Source organism: Flagellimonas amoyensis, assembly GCF_003058265.1.
Taxonomy (GTDB): domain Bacteria; phylum Bacteroidota; class Bacteroidia; order Flavobacteriales; family Flavobacteriaceae; genus Flagellimonas; species Flagellimonas amoyensis.
Map to the genome: position 1 here is coordinate 23,922 of NZ_QBUK01000013.1, position 15,868 is coordinate 39,789.

17 protein-coding genes are annotated in these 15,868 nt (G+C 44.9%); 15 read left to right on the plus strand and 2 right to left on the minus strand.

What is annotated here, in order from left to right; genetic code table 11:
* Positions 1-67: 67 nt before the first annotated feature.
* The 3 genes from DB398_RS16265 to DB398_RS16275 are packed head-to-tail and all read left to right on the plus strand — an operon-like array spanning position 68 to position 2,781.
* The gene (locus tag DB398_RS16265) at positions 68-1,000 is read left to right on the plus strand and encodes a DUF1835 domain-containing protein (RefSeq protein ID WP_108425518.1); all 933 of its coding nucleotides are present in this window, start codon (positions 68-70) and stop codon (positions 998-1,000) included.
* Between the two features lie 3 nt (positions 1,001-1,003).
* Positions 1,004-1,888 carry a nucleoside phosphorylase gene (locus DB398_RS16270; RefSeq protein WP_108425519.1) on the plus strand — a complete coding sequence of 295 codons (885 nt, stop codon included), beginning with the start codon at positions 1,004-1,006 and terminating at the stop codon, positions 1,886-1,888.
* A gap of 44 nt (positions 1,889-1,932) precedes the next feature.
* A complete protein-coding gene (locus DB398_RS16275) occupies positions 1,933-2,781 on the plus strand; it encodes a substrate-binding domain-containing protein (protein ID WP_108425520.1) in 849 nt (282 codons plus the stop codon).
* A gap of 324 nt (positions 2,782-3,105) precedes the next feature.
* Here the strand turns inward: DB398_RS16275 and DB398_RS16280 are convergent, their stop codons facing one another.
* Positions 3,106-3,771, minus strand: a complete 666-nt coding sequence (locus tag DB398_RS16280; RefSeq protein ID WP_108425521.1) for a uracil-DNA glycosylase — start codon at positions 3,769-3,771, stop codon at positions 3,106-3,108.
* Between the two features lie 227 nt (positions 3,772-3,998).
* On the opposite strand from DB398_RS16280, the gene DB398_RS16285 reads away from it, so the two are divergent.
* From DB398_RS16285 to DB398_RS16315, 7 genes are all read left to right on the plus strand, one after another.
* A complete protein-coding gene (locus DB398_RS16285) occupies positions 3,999-6,170 on the plus strand; it encodes an endonuclease MutS2 (RefSeq protein ID WP_108425522.1) in 2,172 nt (723 codons plus the stop codon).
* Positions 6,171-6,347: 177 nt separating this feature from the next.
* Entirely contained in the window at positions 6,348-6,953 is a 606-nt protein-coding gene (locus DB398_RS16290) for a hypothetical protein (protein WP_108425523.1), read from the plus strand.
* Between the two features lie 227 nt (positions 6,954-7,180).
* Positions 7,181-8,635 carry a Gfo/Idh/MocA family protein gene (locus DB398_RS16295; RefSeq protein WP_108425524.1) on the plus strand — a complete coding sequence of 485 codons (1,455 nt, stop codon included), beginning with the start codon at positions 7,181-7,183 and terminating at the stop codon, positions 8,633-8,635.
* Between the two features lie 204 nt (positions 8,636-8,839).
* A complete protein-coding gene (locus tag DB398_RS16300) occupies positions 8,840-9,328 on the plus strand; it encodes a DUF2975 domain-containing protein (protein WP_199913429.1) in 489 nt (162 codons plus the stop codon).
* A 2-nt stretch (positions 9,329-9,330) separates the two neighbouring features.
* Positions 9,331-9,540: a helix-turn-helix domain-containing protein gene (locus DB398_RS16305; protein WP_108425525.1), complete on the plus strand. Its 210-nt coding sequence runs from the start codon at positions 9,331-9,333 to the stop codon at positions 9,538-9,540.
* A 132-nt stretch (positions 9,541-9,672) separates the two neighbouring features.
* Complete coding sequence (locus DB398_RS16310; RefSeq protein ID WP_108425526.1) at positions 9,673-10,152, plus strand: MarR family winged helix-turn-helix transcriptional regulator; 480 nt, start codon at positions 9,673-9,675, stop codon at positions 10,150-10,152.
* A complete protein-coding gene (locus DB398_RS16315) occupies positions 10,149-10,391 on the plus strand; it encodes a YgjV family protein (protein WP_108425527.1) in 243 nt (80 codons plus the stop codon). The genes DB398_RS16310 and DB398_RS16315 overlap by 4 nt, the downstream gene beginning before the upstream one ends.
* A gap of 11 nt (positions 10,392-10,402) precedes the next feature.
* Here the strand turns inward: DB398_RS16315 and DB398_RS16320 are convergent, their stop codons facing one another.
* Positions 10,403-10,765, minus strand: coding sequence for a winged helix-turn-helix transcriptional regulator (locus tag DB398_RS16320; RefSeq protein ID WP_108425528.1), 363 nt, complete (start codon positions 10,763-10,765; stop codon positions 10,403-10,405).
* Between the two features lie 131 nt (positions 10,766-10,896).
* Here DB398_RS16320 and DB398_RS16325 point away from each other — a divergent pair, with 131 nt between their 5' ends.
* From DB398_RS16325 to DB398_RS16345, 5 genes are all read left to right on the plus strand, one after another.
* The gene (locus DB398_RS16325; protein WP_108425529.1) at positions 10,897-11,784 is read left to right on the plus strand and encodes an SDR family oxidoreductase; all 888 of its coding nucleotides are present in this window, start codon (positions 10,897-10,899) and stop codon (positions 11,782-11,784) included.
* A 176-nt stretch (positions 11,785-11,960) separates the two neighbouring features.
* Positions 11,961-12,542, plus strand: a complete 582-nt coding sequence (locus tag DB398_RS16330) for a porin family protein (RefSeq protein WP_108425530.1) — start codon at positions 11,961-11,963, stop codon at positions 12,540-12,542.
* A 129-nt stretch (positions 12,543-12,671) separates the two neighbouring features.
* The gene (locus DB398_RS16335; RefSeq protein WP_199913430.1) at positions 12,672-13,271 is read left to right on the plus strand and encodes a putative antibiotic biosynthesis monooxygenase; all 600 of its coding nucleotides are present in this window, start codon (positions 12,672-12,674) and stop codon (positions 13,269-13,271) included.
* Between the two features lie 87 nt (positions 13,272-13,358).
* Positions 13,359-13,973 carry an arsenate reductase/protein-tyrosine-phosphatase family protein gene (locus DB398_RS16340; RefSeq protein ID WP_108425619.1) on the plus strand — a complete coding sequence of 205 codons (615 nt, stop codon included), beginning with the start codon at positions 13,359-13,361 and terminating at the stop codon, positions 13,971-13,973.
* A 114-nt stretch (positions 13,974-14,087) separates the two neighbouring features.
* Positions 14,088-15,842, plus strand: a complete 1,755-nt coding sequence (locus DB398_RS16345; protein WP_108425531.1) for a serine hydrolase — start codon at positions 14,088-14,090, stop codon at positions 15,840-15,842.
* The last annotated feature ends 26 nt before the right edge of the window (positions 15,843-15,868 follow it).

Sequence of the window (15,868 nt, forward strand, 5' to 3'; positions counted from 1 at the left end):
AATTTTTATGTTGTTGGTATAAGTTTTAATTTTAGTATTCCTAACCAACAAAAAACTAAAACTGAAAATGAAATCACTGTTGCACATTACCAACGGGGACAGTTTCACGTCCAGATTGCAATCTTTGCAGCTAAAGGGGGACATCATCACATGGCGCGAAATGCTATGTGAAGGCAAGACCCTTTGCGCTGTGGGAAGCGAATCTTTCTGGAAGACCCGGTTTGAATTTCTCAACAAAAATTACAAAGTCACCAAGTCTTGGTTTGTGGAAAAGACACTGAAGGAATACCGTTCCCTTTGTAACCACAAGCAACAGGATCATATCGTTCTTTGGTTTGAATACGACCTTTTTTGCCAAATCAATATGCTGGCCGTCCTTAGTTGGCTGAAGGAGCACAGGAGACATGCGGAGATTTCATTGGTATGTAGTGGAAAGGAAGATGAAAGTGGCAAACTGTACGGTCTCAATGAGCTAAGCGATGAAAGATTGTTGCAGTTGTATGAAAGCCGTAGCCTGCTTTCCCAGGACGATATTGAATATGCCGATTACATCTGGCAACTGTATTGCAGCGACAATCCCATACGCCTGGAAAATCAACTGGCCAACAACGATTTCCAATTTGAGTATCTGAACGACGCCCTAAAAACGCACCTCAAGCGCTTCCCTACCATTAAAAATGGCCTCAACGAACTGGAAAACCATGTGTTGAAAACCGCGGTGACCCAAAAACCGGAATCAAGGAACGCCCTTATGGGGCAGTTGCTGTCCGATCAGGGCTATTATGGTTTTGGGGATACACAATACGATCGGATCATCACCTCCTTGAAACCACTCTTCAATTCCTTCAATCCTGTCAAATTGACAAAAAAGGGGAAGGAAGTATTGGAGAACAAGTCAAATTACTATTCACAAATACGTGACAATCAATTGTATTTAGGTGGTTCTTTAAAGTATAACTTCCTATACAATACCGACACCAATCGCATTTTAAAACTCTAGTTGATGTCTTCATTGGGAAGCTCAGAGCTTATTCTGAACCCTGATGGCAGCATATACCATCTCAATCTTTTACCGGAGGATATTGCGACCACCATCATCACGGTGGGTGACCCTGAACGCGTTCCCGAAGTATCCAAATATTTCGATAGTATCGAAATACGAAAAGGCAAGCGCGAGTTTTTGACCCATACCGGACATTTGTCAGGAAAACGCCTCACCGTGATTTCCACGGGCATCGGCACGGACAATATCGACATTGTGCTGAACGAATTGGATGCACTGGTCAATATCGATTTCGCTTCGCGACAGGTCAAGAGTGAAAAAAAACAGCTTGGTATTATACGAATCGGTACATCGGGCACCATTCGTCCTGAAATTCCCATTGATTCCTTCCTGATGAGTACTTCGGCCGTTGGCCTTGATGGTCTACTGCATTTTTATGGGAATGCCGACCCCAGAAATAAGGCCATGGAAAGGGCGCTCATCGAACATTTGGGTTGGGGCGGACACCACATTATCCCCTATGCCGTGGACTCTGACGCGCAATTAAAAAAACTGTTCGCTCTACCAGGCGTTCATTCCGGCATAACCGTCACCAATTCAGGATTTTACGGGCCCCAAGGAAGAATGCTCCGTATGGCTCCAAAAGTGTTGGATTTCCAGGACAAACTGGCTTCATTTTCATTTAAAGGCCAGCACATCACCAATCTGGAAATGGAAACTGCGGGCATTTACGGACTTGCCCAATTGATGGGGCACAAAGCCGTGTCGTTGAACGCCATTTTGGCCAATCGGGCCACAGGGCAATTCTCAACGGACAGTGGCAAGACCATCGATTCCTTGATCAAATTCGCCCTGGAACGGCTTGTGAATGATCCATCGGTATAAAATACCGTGCGGAACGCTTATTTTTGTCCAATCAAAACGAAGAGATGAAGAACGTGAACATCGTCGGGGTACCGGAACATTTTAACCTGCCTTGGCACTTGGCCATGGAAGATGGGGCTTTTGAGGACAGGGGCATAGCCCTTGACTGGACAGATGTCCCCGAAGGCACAGGAAAAATGTGCCAGTTGCTGGAAACCGGAAAGGCCGATATGGCCATTATTCTAACAGAGGGCATCATCAAGAGCATATCCCAAGGAAACCCCAGCAAGATCGTCCAAGAATTTGTCTCATCGCCCCTACTCTGGGGCATCCATGTGGCCGCGGACAGTGAAAGATCCTCCATAGCTTCAGTACAGCACGACAAAGTGGCCATAAGCCGCATGGGAAGCGGAAGCCATTTGATGGCCTACGTGAATGCCCAAAACCAGGGCTGGGACCCGGAAAAGCTCCAATTTGAAATCGTGGACAACCTGGATGGTGCCGTAAAAAATCTGACCGAAGGGTCCAATGCTTATTTTATGTGGGAACATTTCACCACAAAACCCTTGGTGGACAATGGGACCTTTAAACGTTTGGGCGACTGCCCTACCCCTTGGCCCTGCTTTGTGATTGCAGCCACCGATTCGTTCTTGAAAGACAATCGCGGAGTTCTAGGCCACATTCTGGACATCATCAATACCTACACGTTGGAATTCAAAGAGATTCCAAGTATTGATAGGACCCTTTCCAATCGATATGGGCAACAACTGGAAGATATTCAGGAGTGGCTCGGAAAAACCAGTTGGGGGCAACAACAGATGACCCCAAAAACTTTGGAAGGCATTCAATCCCGCCTATTTGAGCTCAATTTGGTTGAAGAAATCAAAGATTCTTCGCGGTTTCTTTGGAAATAAGTTTATCGTCACATAATGTATTTTTGTAGGAACCTTGTCAATTCGAGTGATTTTTTGAGTGGCACGAAAAAAATTGTATCGAGAAATCCAAGGTTCGGCCTGGCTACTCAAAACTACTCTTGCCAATCAACAGGTTCTCGATACTTTTTCCTAAAGGAAAAAACTCGAACTGACAAACTACTTGATTGCTTAGAAACAAACTTAAATCAAGGGTGTTAGGTCGAGCCCTTCGACTACGCTCAGGATAAACCTTTTTGGCGAAATCCGAACATCCACTTCTCGACTGCGCTCGAAGTGACATTTCGTGGGAAAATTCAATTAACCTTACCACTCAATACCCGTCTTGCCCATTTGGGCCAGCAATTGGTTGGTTTTGCTAAAATGTTGGTTCCCAAACCAGAGTCCGCGGTTGGCACTTAAGGGCGAGGGGTGTCCTGAGGTCAGAATATGGTGTTTCCGTTGATCGACCAAGGTGGATTTCTTTTTGGCAAACCCGCCCCAAAGTAAAAAAACGACCCCTTCCAATTGTTCCGATACCGTTCCGATGACCGCATCCGTAAACGTTTCCCATCCCTTGTTCTGATGGCTTCCCGCCTGATGTGCCCGCACGGTCAAGGTAGCGTTCAGCAGAAGCACCCCTTGGTCGGCCCAGCGTTCCAAGTTGCCGCTCTTCGGATAGGGTTTTTCCACGTCCGTCTTGATTTCCTTAAAAATATTGACCAAAGAAGGTGGATGGGGAATACCATCCTTTACGGAAAAACAGAGGCCGTTTGCCTGATCGGGACCGTGGTAGGGATCTTGCCCAATGATGACGACTTTTGTCTCCTGGAACGGACAATGGTCAAAAGCGGCAAAAATATCCTTACCCTTTGGGTAACAGGTGTGTTGCTGGTATTCCTGTTTTACAAAATGGGTCAATTGTTGAAAATAGGGTTTTTCAAACTCTTGATGTAAATGGGTCTTCCAACTGGGCTCTATGGCAACATCCATGTGCTATTTCTTTTTGGTCAATTTATAGATCAAATACCCAATCCCAATAATAAAATGTATCAGAACAATACCTGCGATTACATAAATGAGGCTATGGTCATTTCGCATGATCTATGTTTTTAGATAAGGATTGGACATATTGCCAAATGTACGCATTGCTATGGTTTTACTTTTTGGGCCCGAACAAAAACTGCAAAATCCTATATTTGTTCTGCTAACGGAAAAAGATGCGCAACATTCACCCCAAAACACTACAAGATCTCGAATTTCCAACGGTCTTGAACCAAATATCGGCCCGCTGCAACACAGAACTCGGTAAAGAACATGCCCTACACATTGTCCCCATTGATGACAGGGAGGAATTGATGGATGTATTGGGACAAACTTCGGAGTACCTTGCCTCTTTTTCCAACGACAACCGCATTCCCAACCATGGTTTTGATCAAATCAATCCAGAACTTGGACTGTTGAAGATAGACAACAGTACCTTGGAGATCATGGGTTTCCGAAAAATCGGGAACATTTGCAAAACAGTGGCCATCCATCAAAAATTCTTGAAAAAGTTCAAGGAATACTATCCATTGCTCTTTCAAAAATCGGAAGGGCTGGAGCCCAATTCGGAGATTTCCGAAGCCATTGATGTGGTTATCGATAAGTTTGGGGAAATCAAGGATTCAGCTTCCGCAGACCTGAGACATATCCGCAGCCAGATCAATGAGGTCAGGGGCAAGATCAACCAAAGTTTTGGCGCTGCACTGGCTCGTTGCCAATCACTGGACTATCTGGACGAAATCCGGGAATCCGTCATGGAAAATCGAAGGGTCTTGGCCGTGAAGGCCATGCACCGCAAAAAGGTGAAAGGCAGTGTGATGGGTGCCTCAAAAACAGGTAGCATTGTCTATATTGTTCCCGAAGCGACATTGACCTATGCCCGTGAGCTGAACAATCTGGAATTTGAGGAAAAAGAGGAGATCCAACGAATATTGAACCAGTTGACAGGCCAGATCAGACCTTATTTGGAACTGCTGAAAGCCTATCAGGCCTATTTGGTGGATACGGATATCACGGCGGCCAAGGCCAAATACGCCTCGGACATGAATGCTGTTTTACCCGAGATCAACGGGGAGCGGGAACTGTTCCTAAGGGATGCCTACCACCCCCTGCTCTACCTATCCAACAAACGAAAGCAGCAAAAAACGTGGCCGCAGACCATCAAACTGCACAAGGAGAACCGCATTATCGTGATTTCTGGACCCAATGCCGGGGGAAAAAGCATTACCCTGAAGACCATTGGCCTCTTGCAGGTGATGTTGCAGAGCGGTATGCTCATTCCCGTGCACGAACGCAGCTCGGTCTGTCTGTTCGATAAGATCTTGACCGATATCGGGGATAATCAATCCATTGAAAATCATCTGAGTACGTATAGCTATCGGTTAAAGAACATGAACCAGTTCCTGAAAAAGTGCAATGATGAGACCCTGTTCCTGATCGATGAATTTGGCACCGGAAGTGATCCTGAACTAGGTGGGGCCTTGGCAGAAGCCTTTTTGGAAGTGTTCTATGAGCGTGAGGCCTATGGCGTGATCACCACCCATTATGCCAACCTGAAAGCGCTGGCCAATGAACTGCCCCATGCCACCAATGCGAACATGCTCTTCAACGCCAAGACCTTGGAGCCTACCTTCCAACTGGTGCTGGGTGAAGCAGGTAGCTCCTTTACGTTTGAGGTGGCGCAGAAGAACGGCATCCCCTACTCCTTGATCAACAAGGCCAAAAAGAAAATCGAGCGGGGCAAGGTCCGGTTCGATGCCACCATTGCCAAGTTGCAAAAGGAACGGAGCAAAATGGTGGAGACCGGCTCCAAGCTCAAAGAAGAGGAAACCAAGGCCCGTGAAGAATCCGAACGTTTGGAACAGCTCAACACCAAGATCAAGTCCAAGTTGGAGAGCTATCAGGAACTATATGACCACAACCAGCGGATGATCCAATTGGGAAACAAAGTGAATGCCATTTCGGAACGCTATTTCATCGACAACAAAAAGCGACCCTTGATCTCAGAACTGCTCCGTATTGTGGAGACCGAGAACAGCAAGCGGAAAAAGACCACGGCCAAAAAAGCCAAGGAAAAGCAGGAACAGCAGCAACAGGTGGCCCAAGAACTGGAGCAAAAGATCCAAAAAGTGCGGGTGGAGAAAAAGGAGAAAAAGAAAAAAGAGGTCCAGGCCGAAAAGAACAAGCCCCGACCTGTCTTTAAGGTGGGCGACCGTGTCCGTTTGATGGACGGCAAGGCCGTGGGCAGTATCGATAGTCTGGAAAAGGGCAAGGCCGTGGTGAACTATGGGATGTTCACTACCAATGTGGGTGTGGAGCAATTGGAGTTGGTGGAAGCGAAGAAATAGACACTTTTATTCCGCACTTGATGCGGAATCTCTTTTTTCAGTGTTGACAACTCCTCATAAATCAACAACTTACCGTATTGTTTTTTTGCCGATTTTTCGGAGAACTTCGTTATCGGGGATATATTTCATTTAAAAACGAATCATATCTTTAGTGTTGTAGTGCATTTTAACTAACCAATGAAAAAAATTCATCCAACAACGCGAATTGGAATTTATATATACGGAATTGCTACTGCAATTTGGGCAATACTTTGTGTAGTTACTAATGAGTTCACTAAGAATGACAAAGGATTTTTAACTGGTCTTGGTTTCCTAATTATATTCGCCGTATCAATTTTTATGGCCAATGATAAAATCAAACTTCGGCAACTACTTTATTCAATTTTCTTAATACCTTTTATTTTCTTCGTTGCATCATTTCTTATTGGACTTCTAACGATGTGGTTGGGTTGGAAGTTAGATATTCCGGAATTTGGGGTTACTGTTTTATTTAAGGTTTTAAGTTCATTTGTTGCTGCATTGGGCTTAGGGTTAGTTTTAAGTTTCATCTATAAAATTAATAGATTAAAGAAGGTCTTTTTTTTAATATTTATTCCTGCAATAGTTGCTAATTTTTTTGTTGAAATTATAGATGGAACATTATTATATAATTATGATATTCCACCCCGAGTAACAATGTTTACAATTTGGCAGACACTTACAATACTTCCGATATTTTATTTGATTAACAAAAAAAATATATTTATTTCAAAAAAGAAAAAAACGCACTACAACAAGGTTTAAAAATAATTGCTGGGCCTTTACTAATCAGAAAACCATGCGGATTTTCCTCGGACCTTTTTCCTTTTGCTATCTTGACAGCTTAAACACGCAACTATTCTTACATAGACCGATAACGAAACCCACTTTTCTTTATCATTTTGTTATCCCATCCCAACCTGAAACCAACTCCTTCCATTTTTTTCCTATCTTGTTTGGCAATTCATAACTAAGGCAACGTAAACAAAAAAATGAAGAAAAAAACATCCTCTAGTAGAAGAAACTTTGTGAAGAACACTGCAATGGCTTCCAGTATCTTTATCGTACCCCGCCACGTGTTGGGCGGACCGGGCTTTTTGGCCCCCAGTGACCGTCTGAACCTAGCTGCAATCGGTGCGGGCGGTAAAGGTGCGAGCGATATTGCCAATGCGTCCGTAAATGGGCGTGAACGCGTAGTGGCCCTTTGCGATGTGGATTTTTCCGGGTCGGCCAAACAATCGGTGGAACGTTTCCCCAAGGCCAAATTGTACAACGATTATCGAGAAATGCTCGATAAGGAAAAGGACATCGACGCGGTGACCATCAGCACCCCCGACCACGTGCATGGACCTGCAGCGGCCTATGCCATGCAGCGCGGTAAGCACGTGTATGTCCAAAAGCCCCTTACCCACAACATCCGCGAAGCACGGACCTTGACACAGATGGCGAGGGACAGAAAAGTAGTGACCCAAATGGGCAACCAAGGAGGGTCCAACCCACTCTTGGGCCTCGTACAGAAATGGGTCGATTCCGGAGCATTGGGACGCATCACCAAAGTGGAAATTTGGACCAACCGCCCCGTGTGGCCGCAAGGCTACGCCATGCCCGAACCCAACCCCGATAGCAAACCCGAGGATTTGTTCTGGGATCTCTGGTTGGGCCCCGCCCCCGAGACACCCTATATTCCCAACCTTCATCCGTTCAACTGGCGAGGCTGGTGGGACTATGGAACCGGGGCCTTGGGCGATGTAGGATGCCATTTGGTGGACATTCCATACCGAACCTTGAAACTGGGCTACCCTACCGCTGCGGAATGTAGTGTTGGAACGGTGTTTTCCCAAATGTGGAACCCCGATTACCATCCTGAAGGCTGTCCGGCCACATCGTTCATTACCCTGAACTATGAAGCCACCGAAAAAACAGGCGCACCGCTAATCATGACCTGGAGCGATGGAGGCATACGTCCCTCCCACCCAGAGATCATTCCTGCGGACAGTGACATTGGTGGACCAGGCAGTTACAATGGGGTGTTGATCCATGGGGAAAACGGAGTGATCTCCACGAACATCAACGACAGTTCACCATTGACGCCTAAACTTTATTTGAACAATGGTGCCACCGAGTTTGGACCAGAAGTAGAGGATATGCCAGAGCCAGAATACGGACATCAACGTAAATGGGTGGATGCCTGTAAAGCCGGTTTTGGCAGTCAGGAACACTTGGACCTTACTTCTTCCTTTGATTATGCCGGACCTATGACGGAGACCGTGTTGATGGGCAACTTGGCCATCCGCAGTTATATGTTGAGAAGACCAAATGCCGAGGGCAATTTTGAATTCTATGGCCGCAAAAAGCTGCTATGGGATGGAGAGAACATGAAGGTCACCAATTTTGAAGATGCCAATCAATTTGTTACCCGAACCTATCGTGAAGGGTGGGAAGTGTAATCGTATTGGAACAATCGTATAAAAACAGAGGGTCGCTATTGGCGGCCCTTTTTTTGGTTTCATGGAAAACCAACGATCTAAATTCCTGTATTCATGAGGCTTTTAGAAATTGATATTCAGAAAATATTTATTAAATATTAATTTATATTTATTGTTTTTCAATAAATTTTAGTTTCTTTGTCGTGTAAATCAAAACACGAACAAATGAAAACTTTCATATCGGAAATCATTGACAGAGGTTCCACCCTCTTCCTAAAGTTGGTGATCCTATTTTTGGGTATCGCCGCCACCAGTTTATTGGTTTTTCTAACCTACATCTCCATCACTTCGGAAGGTGTGGGCATGTACCGTCCCATCTTGTGGGGCATATGCATAGCCATCTTTCCCTTTTTGTATGGGCTATATCAAGCGTTCCAACTGTTGGTCAGCGTGGATAGGAATGAAGCTTTTTCCGAATTTTCCGTAGCGACTTTAAAGCGGATCAAGATAGCAGCAATCGTTATGGGCGGGTTATTCACCTGTGGCATGCCTTACATTTATTATGTTGGTGAGATTGATGACGCCCCAGGGGTCATCCTCATCGGGATGGTTCTGGCCGCAGCCCCATTCGTTGTGGCGGTGATCATCGCTGTTTTGCTCAAGCTGCTTCAAAATGGGATAGACATCAAATCAGAAAACGAATTAACCGTATAATCATGGCCATCATTGTAAATTTAGACGTAGTAATGGCCAAACGGAAAATGTCCCTCAATGAACTTTCCGATAAGGTCGGGGTGACTTTGTCCAATCTTTCCATCCTCAAGACGGGTAAGGCAAAAGCCATCAGATTCAGTACATTGGAGGCCATCTGTCAGGTGTTGGAATGTCAGCCCGGTGATATTTTGGAGCACGTGGATGGTGACTGACCATCATTTCCCATCTCTGTAGTATTACGAACAATACTTCCCTCCCACTTTAAGTATTCCTTAAATTTTCATTTTACGTAACCAGTTACATAAAAAAGATGTTATATTTGCGTAACCAGTTACGTAAATATCATGGATGATTTTTTGAAAGCACTTGAAATTGAAGGACTGACCAGCAGGTTGAAAAGGCTGAGCGATACAATGCTCTATGAAACAAAAGACCTGTACAAATCCTTAGATCTGGAAATTGAACCCAATTGGAACTTGATTTTCAGGTTATTGCAAGCGTATCAAGAACTGACGATCATGGAAATCTCGGAACGGTTACAACTGTCCCACCCAGCGGTCATCAAGATTGTGAACAAGATGAAAAAGACGGGCTACATCCTCACCTACTCCGACAAATCGGACAAGAGGAAACAGATTTTAAGGCTTTCCGAAAAGGCCATGGTGAAATTGAGGGACTTTGAATCCATATGGGAGGTGCAGAATGCGGAAATAGGCAAACTGCTGTCAGATTGCCCCCATTTTATGGAGGAACTGGAAAAGGTGGAAACCAAATTGAGGGAACAAAACTATAAACAACGGATTATTAATAAGTTGAATGAGTGAAAATCGCTGTTGAAATCATTGGATATCTGGCCATCACAGCCGGATTTTTTGCGGCAACCAAAAAGGAAATTGCACGCTTTCGTGTCTGGCATTTAATATCGAGTGCCATTTATGTGATCTATGGCTTTTTTTTGGAGTCCGGCCCCCTCATCATATCCAGTGTCGCTTTTTGCATCATCCACGTTTACCATTTACGTAAGATGCGAAAAGGTGGGAACAACAGGCCACATATGGTCTGAGAAGTTGTCGATCAAACTACCCTACTACGGGAGTTTTGGATATCGGCCATGTTCTTGTTGGCCCATTGGGCCAGCTCCTGCAATATGGGCATCAGGGTCCTTGTTCGCCTGGTCAAGGAATATTCCACTCGTGGCGGAATCTCCGGATACGCCTTTCGTTCGACCAATCCGTCCACTTCCAATTTCTTGAGGGTGACCGCCAGCATTTTTTGGGATATGGTGCCAATGTATTTATGGATTTCGTTGAAACGCAACACCTCCATATCATTCAACAGCATCAGCACAAGCATGGACCACTTGTCCCCGAACCTGTCCAATACATTTCGCACGGGACAATGCTCCTCATCAGCATAGTTTTTCAATTGTTCATCCATAATTAACTCATAATCAATATTAATATCCTTCAGGTAAGTGACTGAGCCTTGGGTCTGTTCTTGTGGAAAAGTAACTTCCCTTTTACCTTTGACTTACCAAAAGTAATTAAATAACTATAATAAATTATAAGATGGCTAAAATATTGATAACCGGGGTCACCGGAGGACTCGGTGGTGCTACAGCTAGATTTTTAAAGGAAAGGATTACGGTCGAGGATATCGCCGTGTTGGTCAGGGATCGCGAAAGTGACAGTGCAAAAGCATTGGCCAACGAAGGATTTGAACTCCGTTTGGGCGATTACGATAATCTTGAGGGCTTGACAACTGCTTTTCAAGGTATTGAAACGCTCTATTTTGTTTCTGCGAACGATATAGGCAAGCGTATCCCACAGCACAGAAACGTGGTGGAAGCCGCAAAAAAGGCAAACATCAAACACATTTTGTACACCAGCACGGTCAGAAAAGATGAATCATCCGAAGCGCCCTTACATATAGTGGTGGATGCCCACGTGCAGACCGAGAACTGGGTAAAACAATCAGGCATCACCTACACCATCCTCCGTCATAACCTCTATGCCGAAGTGATCCCGATGTTCTTGGGCAGCAAAGAGCAATTGCTCCAATCCAAAACCATTTACCTGCCCACAGGGAACGGCAAGACCGCGTTTGTACCCCGGGAGGATTTTGCAGAGGCCGAGGCGAACATCCTTGCCGCCCCGTCCAACTACGAAAACAAAGTTTTGGAATTCAACGGCAGTGAGCAGACCAGTTTTGAAGAGGTCTCCAAGATATTGACCAAGGCATTGGGCCACCCTATTGCCTATGTATCACCAGAGGTGGGCGAATTCGAACAGACCATGGCGTCCTATCAATTGCCCGAAGAAATCATTGGCATGTTGGTCATGTTCAGTTTGGGGATTGCCAATGGGGAATTTGAACAAAAAACCGACGACCTTGAAAATGTTCTGGGCCGAAAAACAACACCCATCAGTACTTTTTTGGAAGAAGTATTTGCTTGATAGTAAATGGATTGACACTTATGAAAGCCCAGGCACACCGTCTGGGCTTTTTCTTTATCATTAACGGATTTTAAGACATTGGATTTTTAGCGTCAAGATTTTTATGGTTTGCATCAACCCACCCCATGGCTTAGTTCTACATTCGTGACAGTTTAAAACCCAAAAATCTCATTATCATGAAAAAATTAATGATGTTAGGTGTGCTGTTTATCGGACTCACCTCTTATGCCCAGAATACGAACAATGTACAATTAGGTGTGCGCGGTGGTGCCAACTTTGCCACTGTGGCGGGGGATGATTTCGATAGCCCGGATTCCAGGACCTCTTTCTACTTGGGTCTATTGGCCGAAGCCCCTCTGTCTGACCATGTCTCCTTGCAACCCGAGGTCTACTACTCCGCCCAAGGTTTTGATATTACGGATGAACCCGATACCCCTGATGCACAGTTTCAGGTAGATTACATCCAAGTACCAGTGCTCTTGAAGTTCTACATCGCGGATGGATTGAACATTCAGGCAGGACCACAATTTGGTTTTAAGGTAAACGAGGAAGTGGATTTCAACCCAGGCGAGGATTCTGGTGATTTTGACTCCGATTCCATCAATAGCTTCGACTTTCAAGGAGCGGCTGGTGTAGAATATAAATTTCCTTCCGGATTCTTTATCCAAGGACGGTATACCTACGGTTTCTCCGAGATGATAGAGGATGTTGACCTCCATAACTCCGTATTTTCCGCTGGACTTGGGTTCATGTTCTAGGGAAACGATCCTTTGCTAAAAAGAAGATAAATAGCTCCATCTACTTCGGTATGATGGAGTTTTTTTATGGTCCCGATGGATTTTCAACCAAGATGGGGTCCCCTTTTTAAGGGAAAATCACCGAACTTTGTGAAGAACAAAGTAGTGATGGGAAGCATTTCAATTTTGGGAAAATCCATGGAAGAAAAAGGAGCAACAGTAGTTATCAGCCATCACATCATTGATGGGAAACAAGATCAGTACGAGGCATGGCTCAAAGAGATTGGTCCTTTGTGCCAAAAATCTGAAGGTTTTATGGATTGGCAGATTGTCCGCCCCATTCCCAACCTCACATTCATTTATACAGTGATCATCAGGTTCAATACCGTATCCAACCTTAAAAGTTGGATGGTGTCCCATGCCAGGAAGGAATTGATTTCGGCAGTGCGCCCACTCTTGGCCAAAGAGGATAGTTATGAGATAAACAGTGGTCTTGATTTTTTGTTCGCATCCCAAAGCAACAAGAACAAACCTCCCGCAAAATGGAAACAGTTCCTGATCACCTGGTCCGCTATCTTTCCATTGTCCATAGGTGTTCCGATAGTGTTGATGCCTTTGTTCAAGGAATTGAAAATCAGTGAATACCGATATGTGAGTTCCTTGTTGGTGACAGGATTGATTGTTTTCCTTATGGTGTATCTCATCATGCCCAATTACACCAAACTCATCAAAAAATGGCTTTATAATTGAACATGCACGAAAATGCTGGAACATGATTCTCGCTTCCCAACCAAAAATTTCACATAACAAATAGCAGTTTAACTCAACATGAAAATTATGGCATTGTTCCCAAAACTGGAAGGATTTGTAGCCAATCTGGACTTGGACTCCCTCACTGAAGAAAGAAAATCGGTCCTTCAACCCCTAGTCGATTTTGTACAGCACAAAGCAAAAGGAGCAGAAGACGTGCGAATCAATTTTATCTGTACCCACAATTCCCGTCGCAGCCATCTGTCCCAAATCTGGGCACAGGCCATGGCCCATCATTTTGGGTTGAAAAATGTACAGTGTTATTCGGCCGGGACCGAGGCAACTGCCCTCTACCCTATGGTGGCCGAGACACTTCGCAATGCCGGTTTTGAGGTCCAGCCCCTTTCGGAAGGGAACAATCCGGTGTACTACATCAAGTATTCGGAAAGCGCACATCCCTTGATCGGATTTTCCAAAACCTTGGATCACGACTTCAACCCAGTGTCAGGATTTGCGGCCGTCATGACCTGCGATTCTGCCAACGAAGCTTGTCCCTTCGTTCCCGGGGCCGAAAAAAGGATCCCGATCACTTTTGAAGATCCAAAGGCGTTTGACGGCACTCCACAACAAGCTGAAAAATATAGCGAAAGAAGTCGGCAAATTGCCACTGAAATGTGCTATGTTTTCAGTCTGATCCAATAAATTGCACTTCACAAGGTTGATTCTTAGCGGGATGACATAAAGGTGACATCCAAATGTCGTGGTGCTGACAGTATGGGCCAGCTACCTTTGTCCATGAATCAAATACATAAAATCATGAGCAACACATCATCAATTGGAGAGCGGTTAAAATACCAACGAAAGAGCAAAGGCTATTCCCAAGAGGAGCTTTCCCAAAGGACCAACGTCACTGTACGCACCATACAACGCATCGAGGGAGAAGAAGTGTCTCCCCACTTGAACACGGTAAAACTTTTGGCCGCGGCCTTGGAGATCGAGGTAAGCGACCTTCTTCCCTTGCAAGACCCCAAAGAAGAGACCCTGAAGAAGAAATGGCTTTTGCTGATGCATGCCACACCGTTGTTGGGTATATTCCTTCCATTGTTCAATGTGTTGGTGCCCCTATTCCTTTGGATACATAAACGGGAAGACAATCCCATCTATAACGAGCACGGTATCAAAGTGGTCAATTTCCAGATCACTACCCTACTTTTAGCCGTCTTTTCATTCATCAGCTTGCTGACGATAGAAAAATGGGGATTCTTTATTTTTATTTCCGTGGTTCCCATTTGTGTCTGCATCATGATCTTCAACATCATTTATGTGCTGCAAAAGGAAAAGTGCTTCTACCCTTTTTCCATTCCTTTTTTAAGGTTGAAAAAAAATAAGGCCCTTGGATTGCTGCTCTTGGTTGGACTTTCGGTCATGACCAGTTGTTCCCAGCCACGTCCAGAAACCATTGAGCGATTGGATGGCTCAAGGATCACCAAGGATTCCATTACCCATAAGATTGACCAGTTGATGGCCGATGCAAAAATATACGGAATGGCCATATCCATATTCAATGACAACCAACCCGTGTACCAAAAGGTTTTCGGATACAAGGATTATCCCAACAAAAAGGTGTTGACAGATTCCACCAATATGTATGGGGCCTCTTTCAGCAAGGCAGTTTTTGGGGTCTTGGTGATGAAATTGGTGGAAGATGGGGTAATAGACCTGGACACGCCGTTGGAATCCTACTTGCCCCAAAAAATTTATGAATACGAACCACAGACCCGTTGGCACGACGATTTTTCCGACCTGAAGAAAGATTCGCTCTATCCAAAGATCACGGCAAGAATGTGCTTGGACCATACCACAGGATTTAAAAATTACAGATGGTTTGAGGACGATCAAAAATTAAAGGTGAACTGGGAACCCGGGACAAAATTTGGCTATAGTGGGGAAGGGTTGATCTATCTGCAGGTGGTTTTGGAGAAGCTGACCGGGAAAGGATTGGAAGAGTTGGCCCAAGCGCATATTTTCCGGCCCCTTGGGATGAAAAACTCGGCCTATGAATGGAAGGGTCGGTTTGATAAAGACGTTGCCCTTGGGCACAATGAAAAAGGGGAATCCCTTGAAAAGGACAAGGACAATGAGCCAAGGGGCGCTGGAACATTGGAAACCACAGCAGAAGACTACACCAAGTTTTTAACGGCTGTGCTCAACCAAAGGTTGATCAGCAAAGGATCCTATGATGAGATTTTTAGTCCCCACATCAGGATCAGGTCCAAAAAACAGTTTGATGAAGGTGACAGTACCCTTACCGACAAATACGACAACATCAACTTGGGCTACGGACTGGGTTGGGGTTATTTTGAGACACCCTATGGCAAAGCAGTGTTCAAAGAAGGCCATGGAAGTGGGTTTGTGCACCATTCCGTACTTTTTCCGGAATCGGGGAAAGGAATCATGATCATGACCAATTTTGAACGGGGAAACAGCATCTTCAAGGAGTTGCTCGAGGTGACCCTACAAGATGTGTACACCCCATGGGAATGGGAAAACTATATTCCATACAATAAATAATGGGTCGTTTTTTGAAAACAATAAAA

Coding starts and splice junctions, on each gene's coding strand:
- DB398_RS16265 (WP_108425518.1), top strand. CDS start 68: ATGAAATCACTGTTGCACATTACCAACGGGGACAGTTTCACGTCCAGA.
- DB398_RS16270 (WP_108425519.1), top strand. CDS start 1,004: ATGTCTTCATTGGGAAGCTCAGAGCTTATTCTGAACCCTGATGGCAGC.
- DB398_RS16275 (WP_108425520.1), top strand. CDS start 1,933: ATGAAGAACGTGAACATCGTCGGGGTACCGGAACATTTTAACCTGCCT.
- DB398_RS16280 (WP_108425521.1), bottom strand. CDS start 3,771: ATGGATGTTGCCATAGAGCCCAGTTGGAAGACCCATTTACATCAAGAG.
- DB398_RS16285 (WP_108425522.1), top strand. CDS start 3,999: ATGCGCAACATTCACCCCAAAACACTACAAGATCTCGAATTTCCAACG.
- DB398_RS16290 (WP_108425523.1), top strand. CDS start 6,348: ATGAAAAAAATTCATCCAACAACGCGAATTGGAATTTATATATACGGA.
- DB398_RS16295 (WP_108425524.1), top strand. CDS start 7,181: ATGAAGAAAAAAACATCCTCTAGTAGAAGAAACTTTGTGAAGAACACT.
- DB398_RS16300 (WP_199913429.1), top strand. CDS start 8,840: ATGAAAACTTTCATATCGGAAATCATTGACAGAGGTTCCACCCTCTTC.
- DB398_RS16305 (WP_108425525.1), top strand. CDS start 9,331: ATGGCCATCATTGTAAATTTAGACGTAGTAATGGCCAAACGGAAAATG.
- DB398_RS16310 (WP_108425526.1), top strand. CDS start 9,673: ATGGATGATTTTTTGAAAGCACTTGAAATTGAAGGACTGACCAGCAGG.
- DB398_RS16320 (WP_108425528.1), bottom strand. CDS start 10,765: ATGGATGAACAATTGAAAAACTATGCTGATGAGGAGCATTGTCCCGTG.
- DB398_RS16325 (WP_108425529.1), top strand. CDS start 10,897: ATGGCTAAAATATTGATAACCGGGGTCACCGGAGGACTCGGTGGTGCT.
- DB398_RS16330 (WP_108425530.1), top strand. CDS start 11,961: ATGAAAAAATTAATGATGTTAGGTGTGCTGTTTATCGGACTCACCTCT.
- DB398_RS16340 (WP_108425619.1), top strand. CDS start 13,359: ATGGCATTGTTCCCAAAACTGGAAGGATTTGTAGCCAATCTGGACTTG.
- DB398_RS16345 (WP_108425531.1), top strand. CDS start 14,088: ATGAGCAACACATCATCAATTGGAGAGCGGTTAAAATACCAACGAAAG.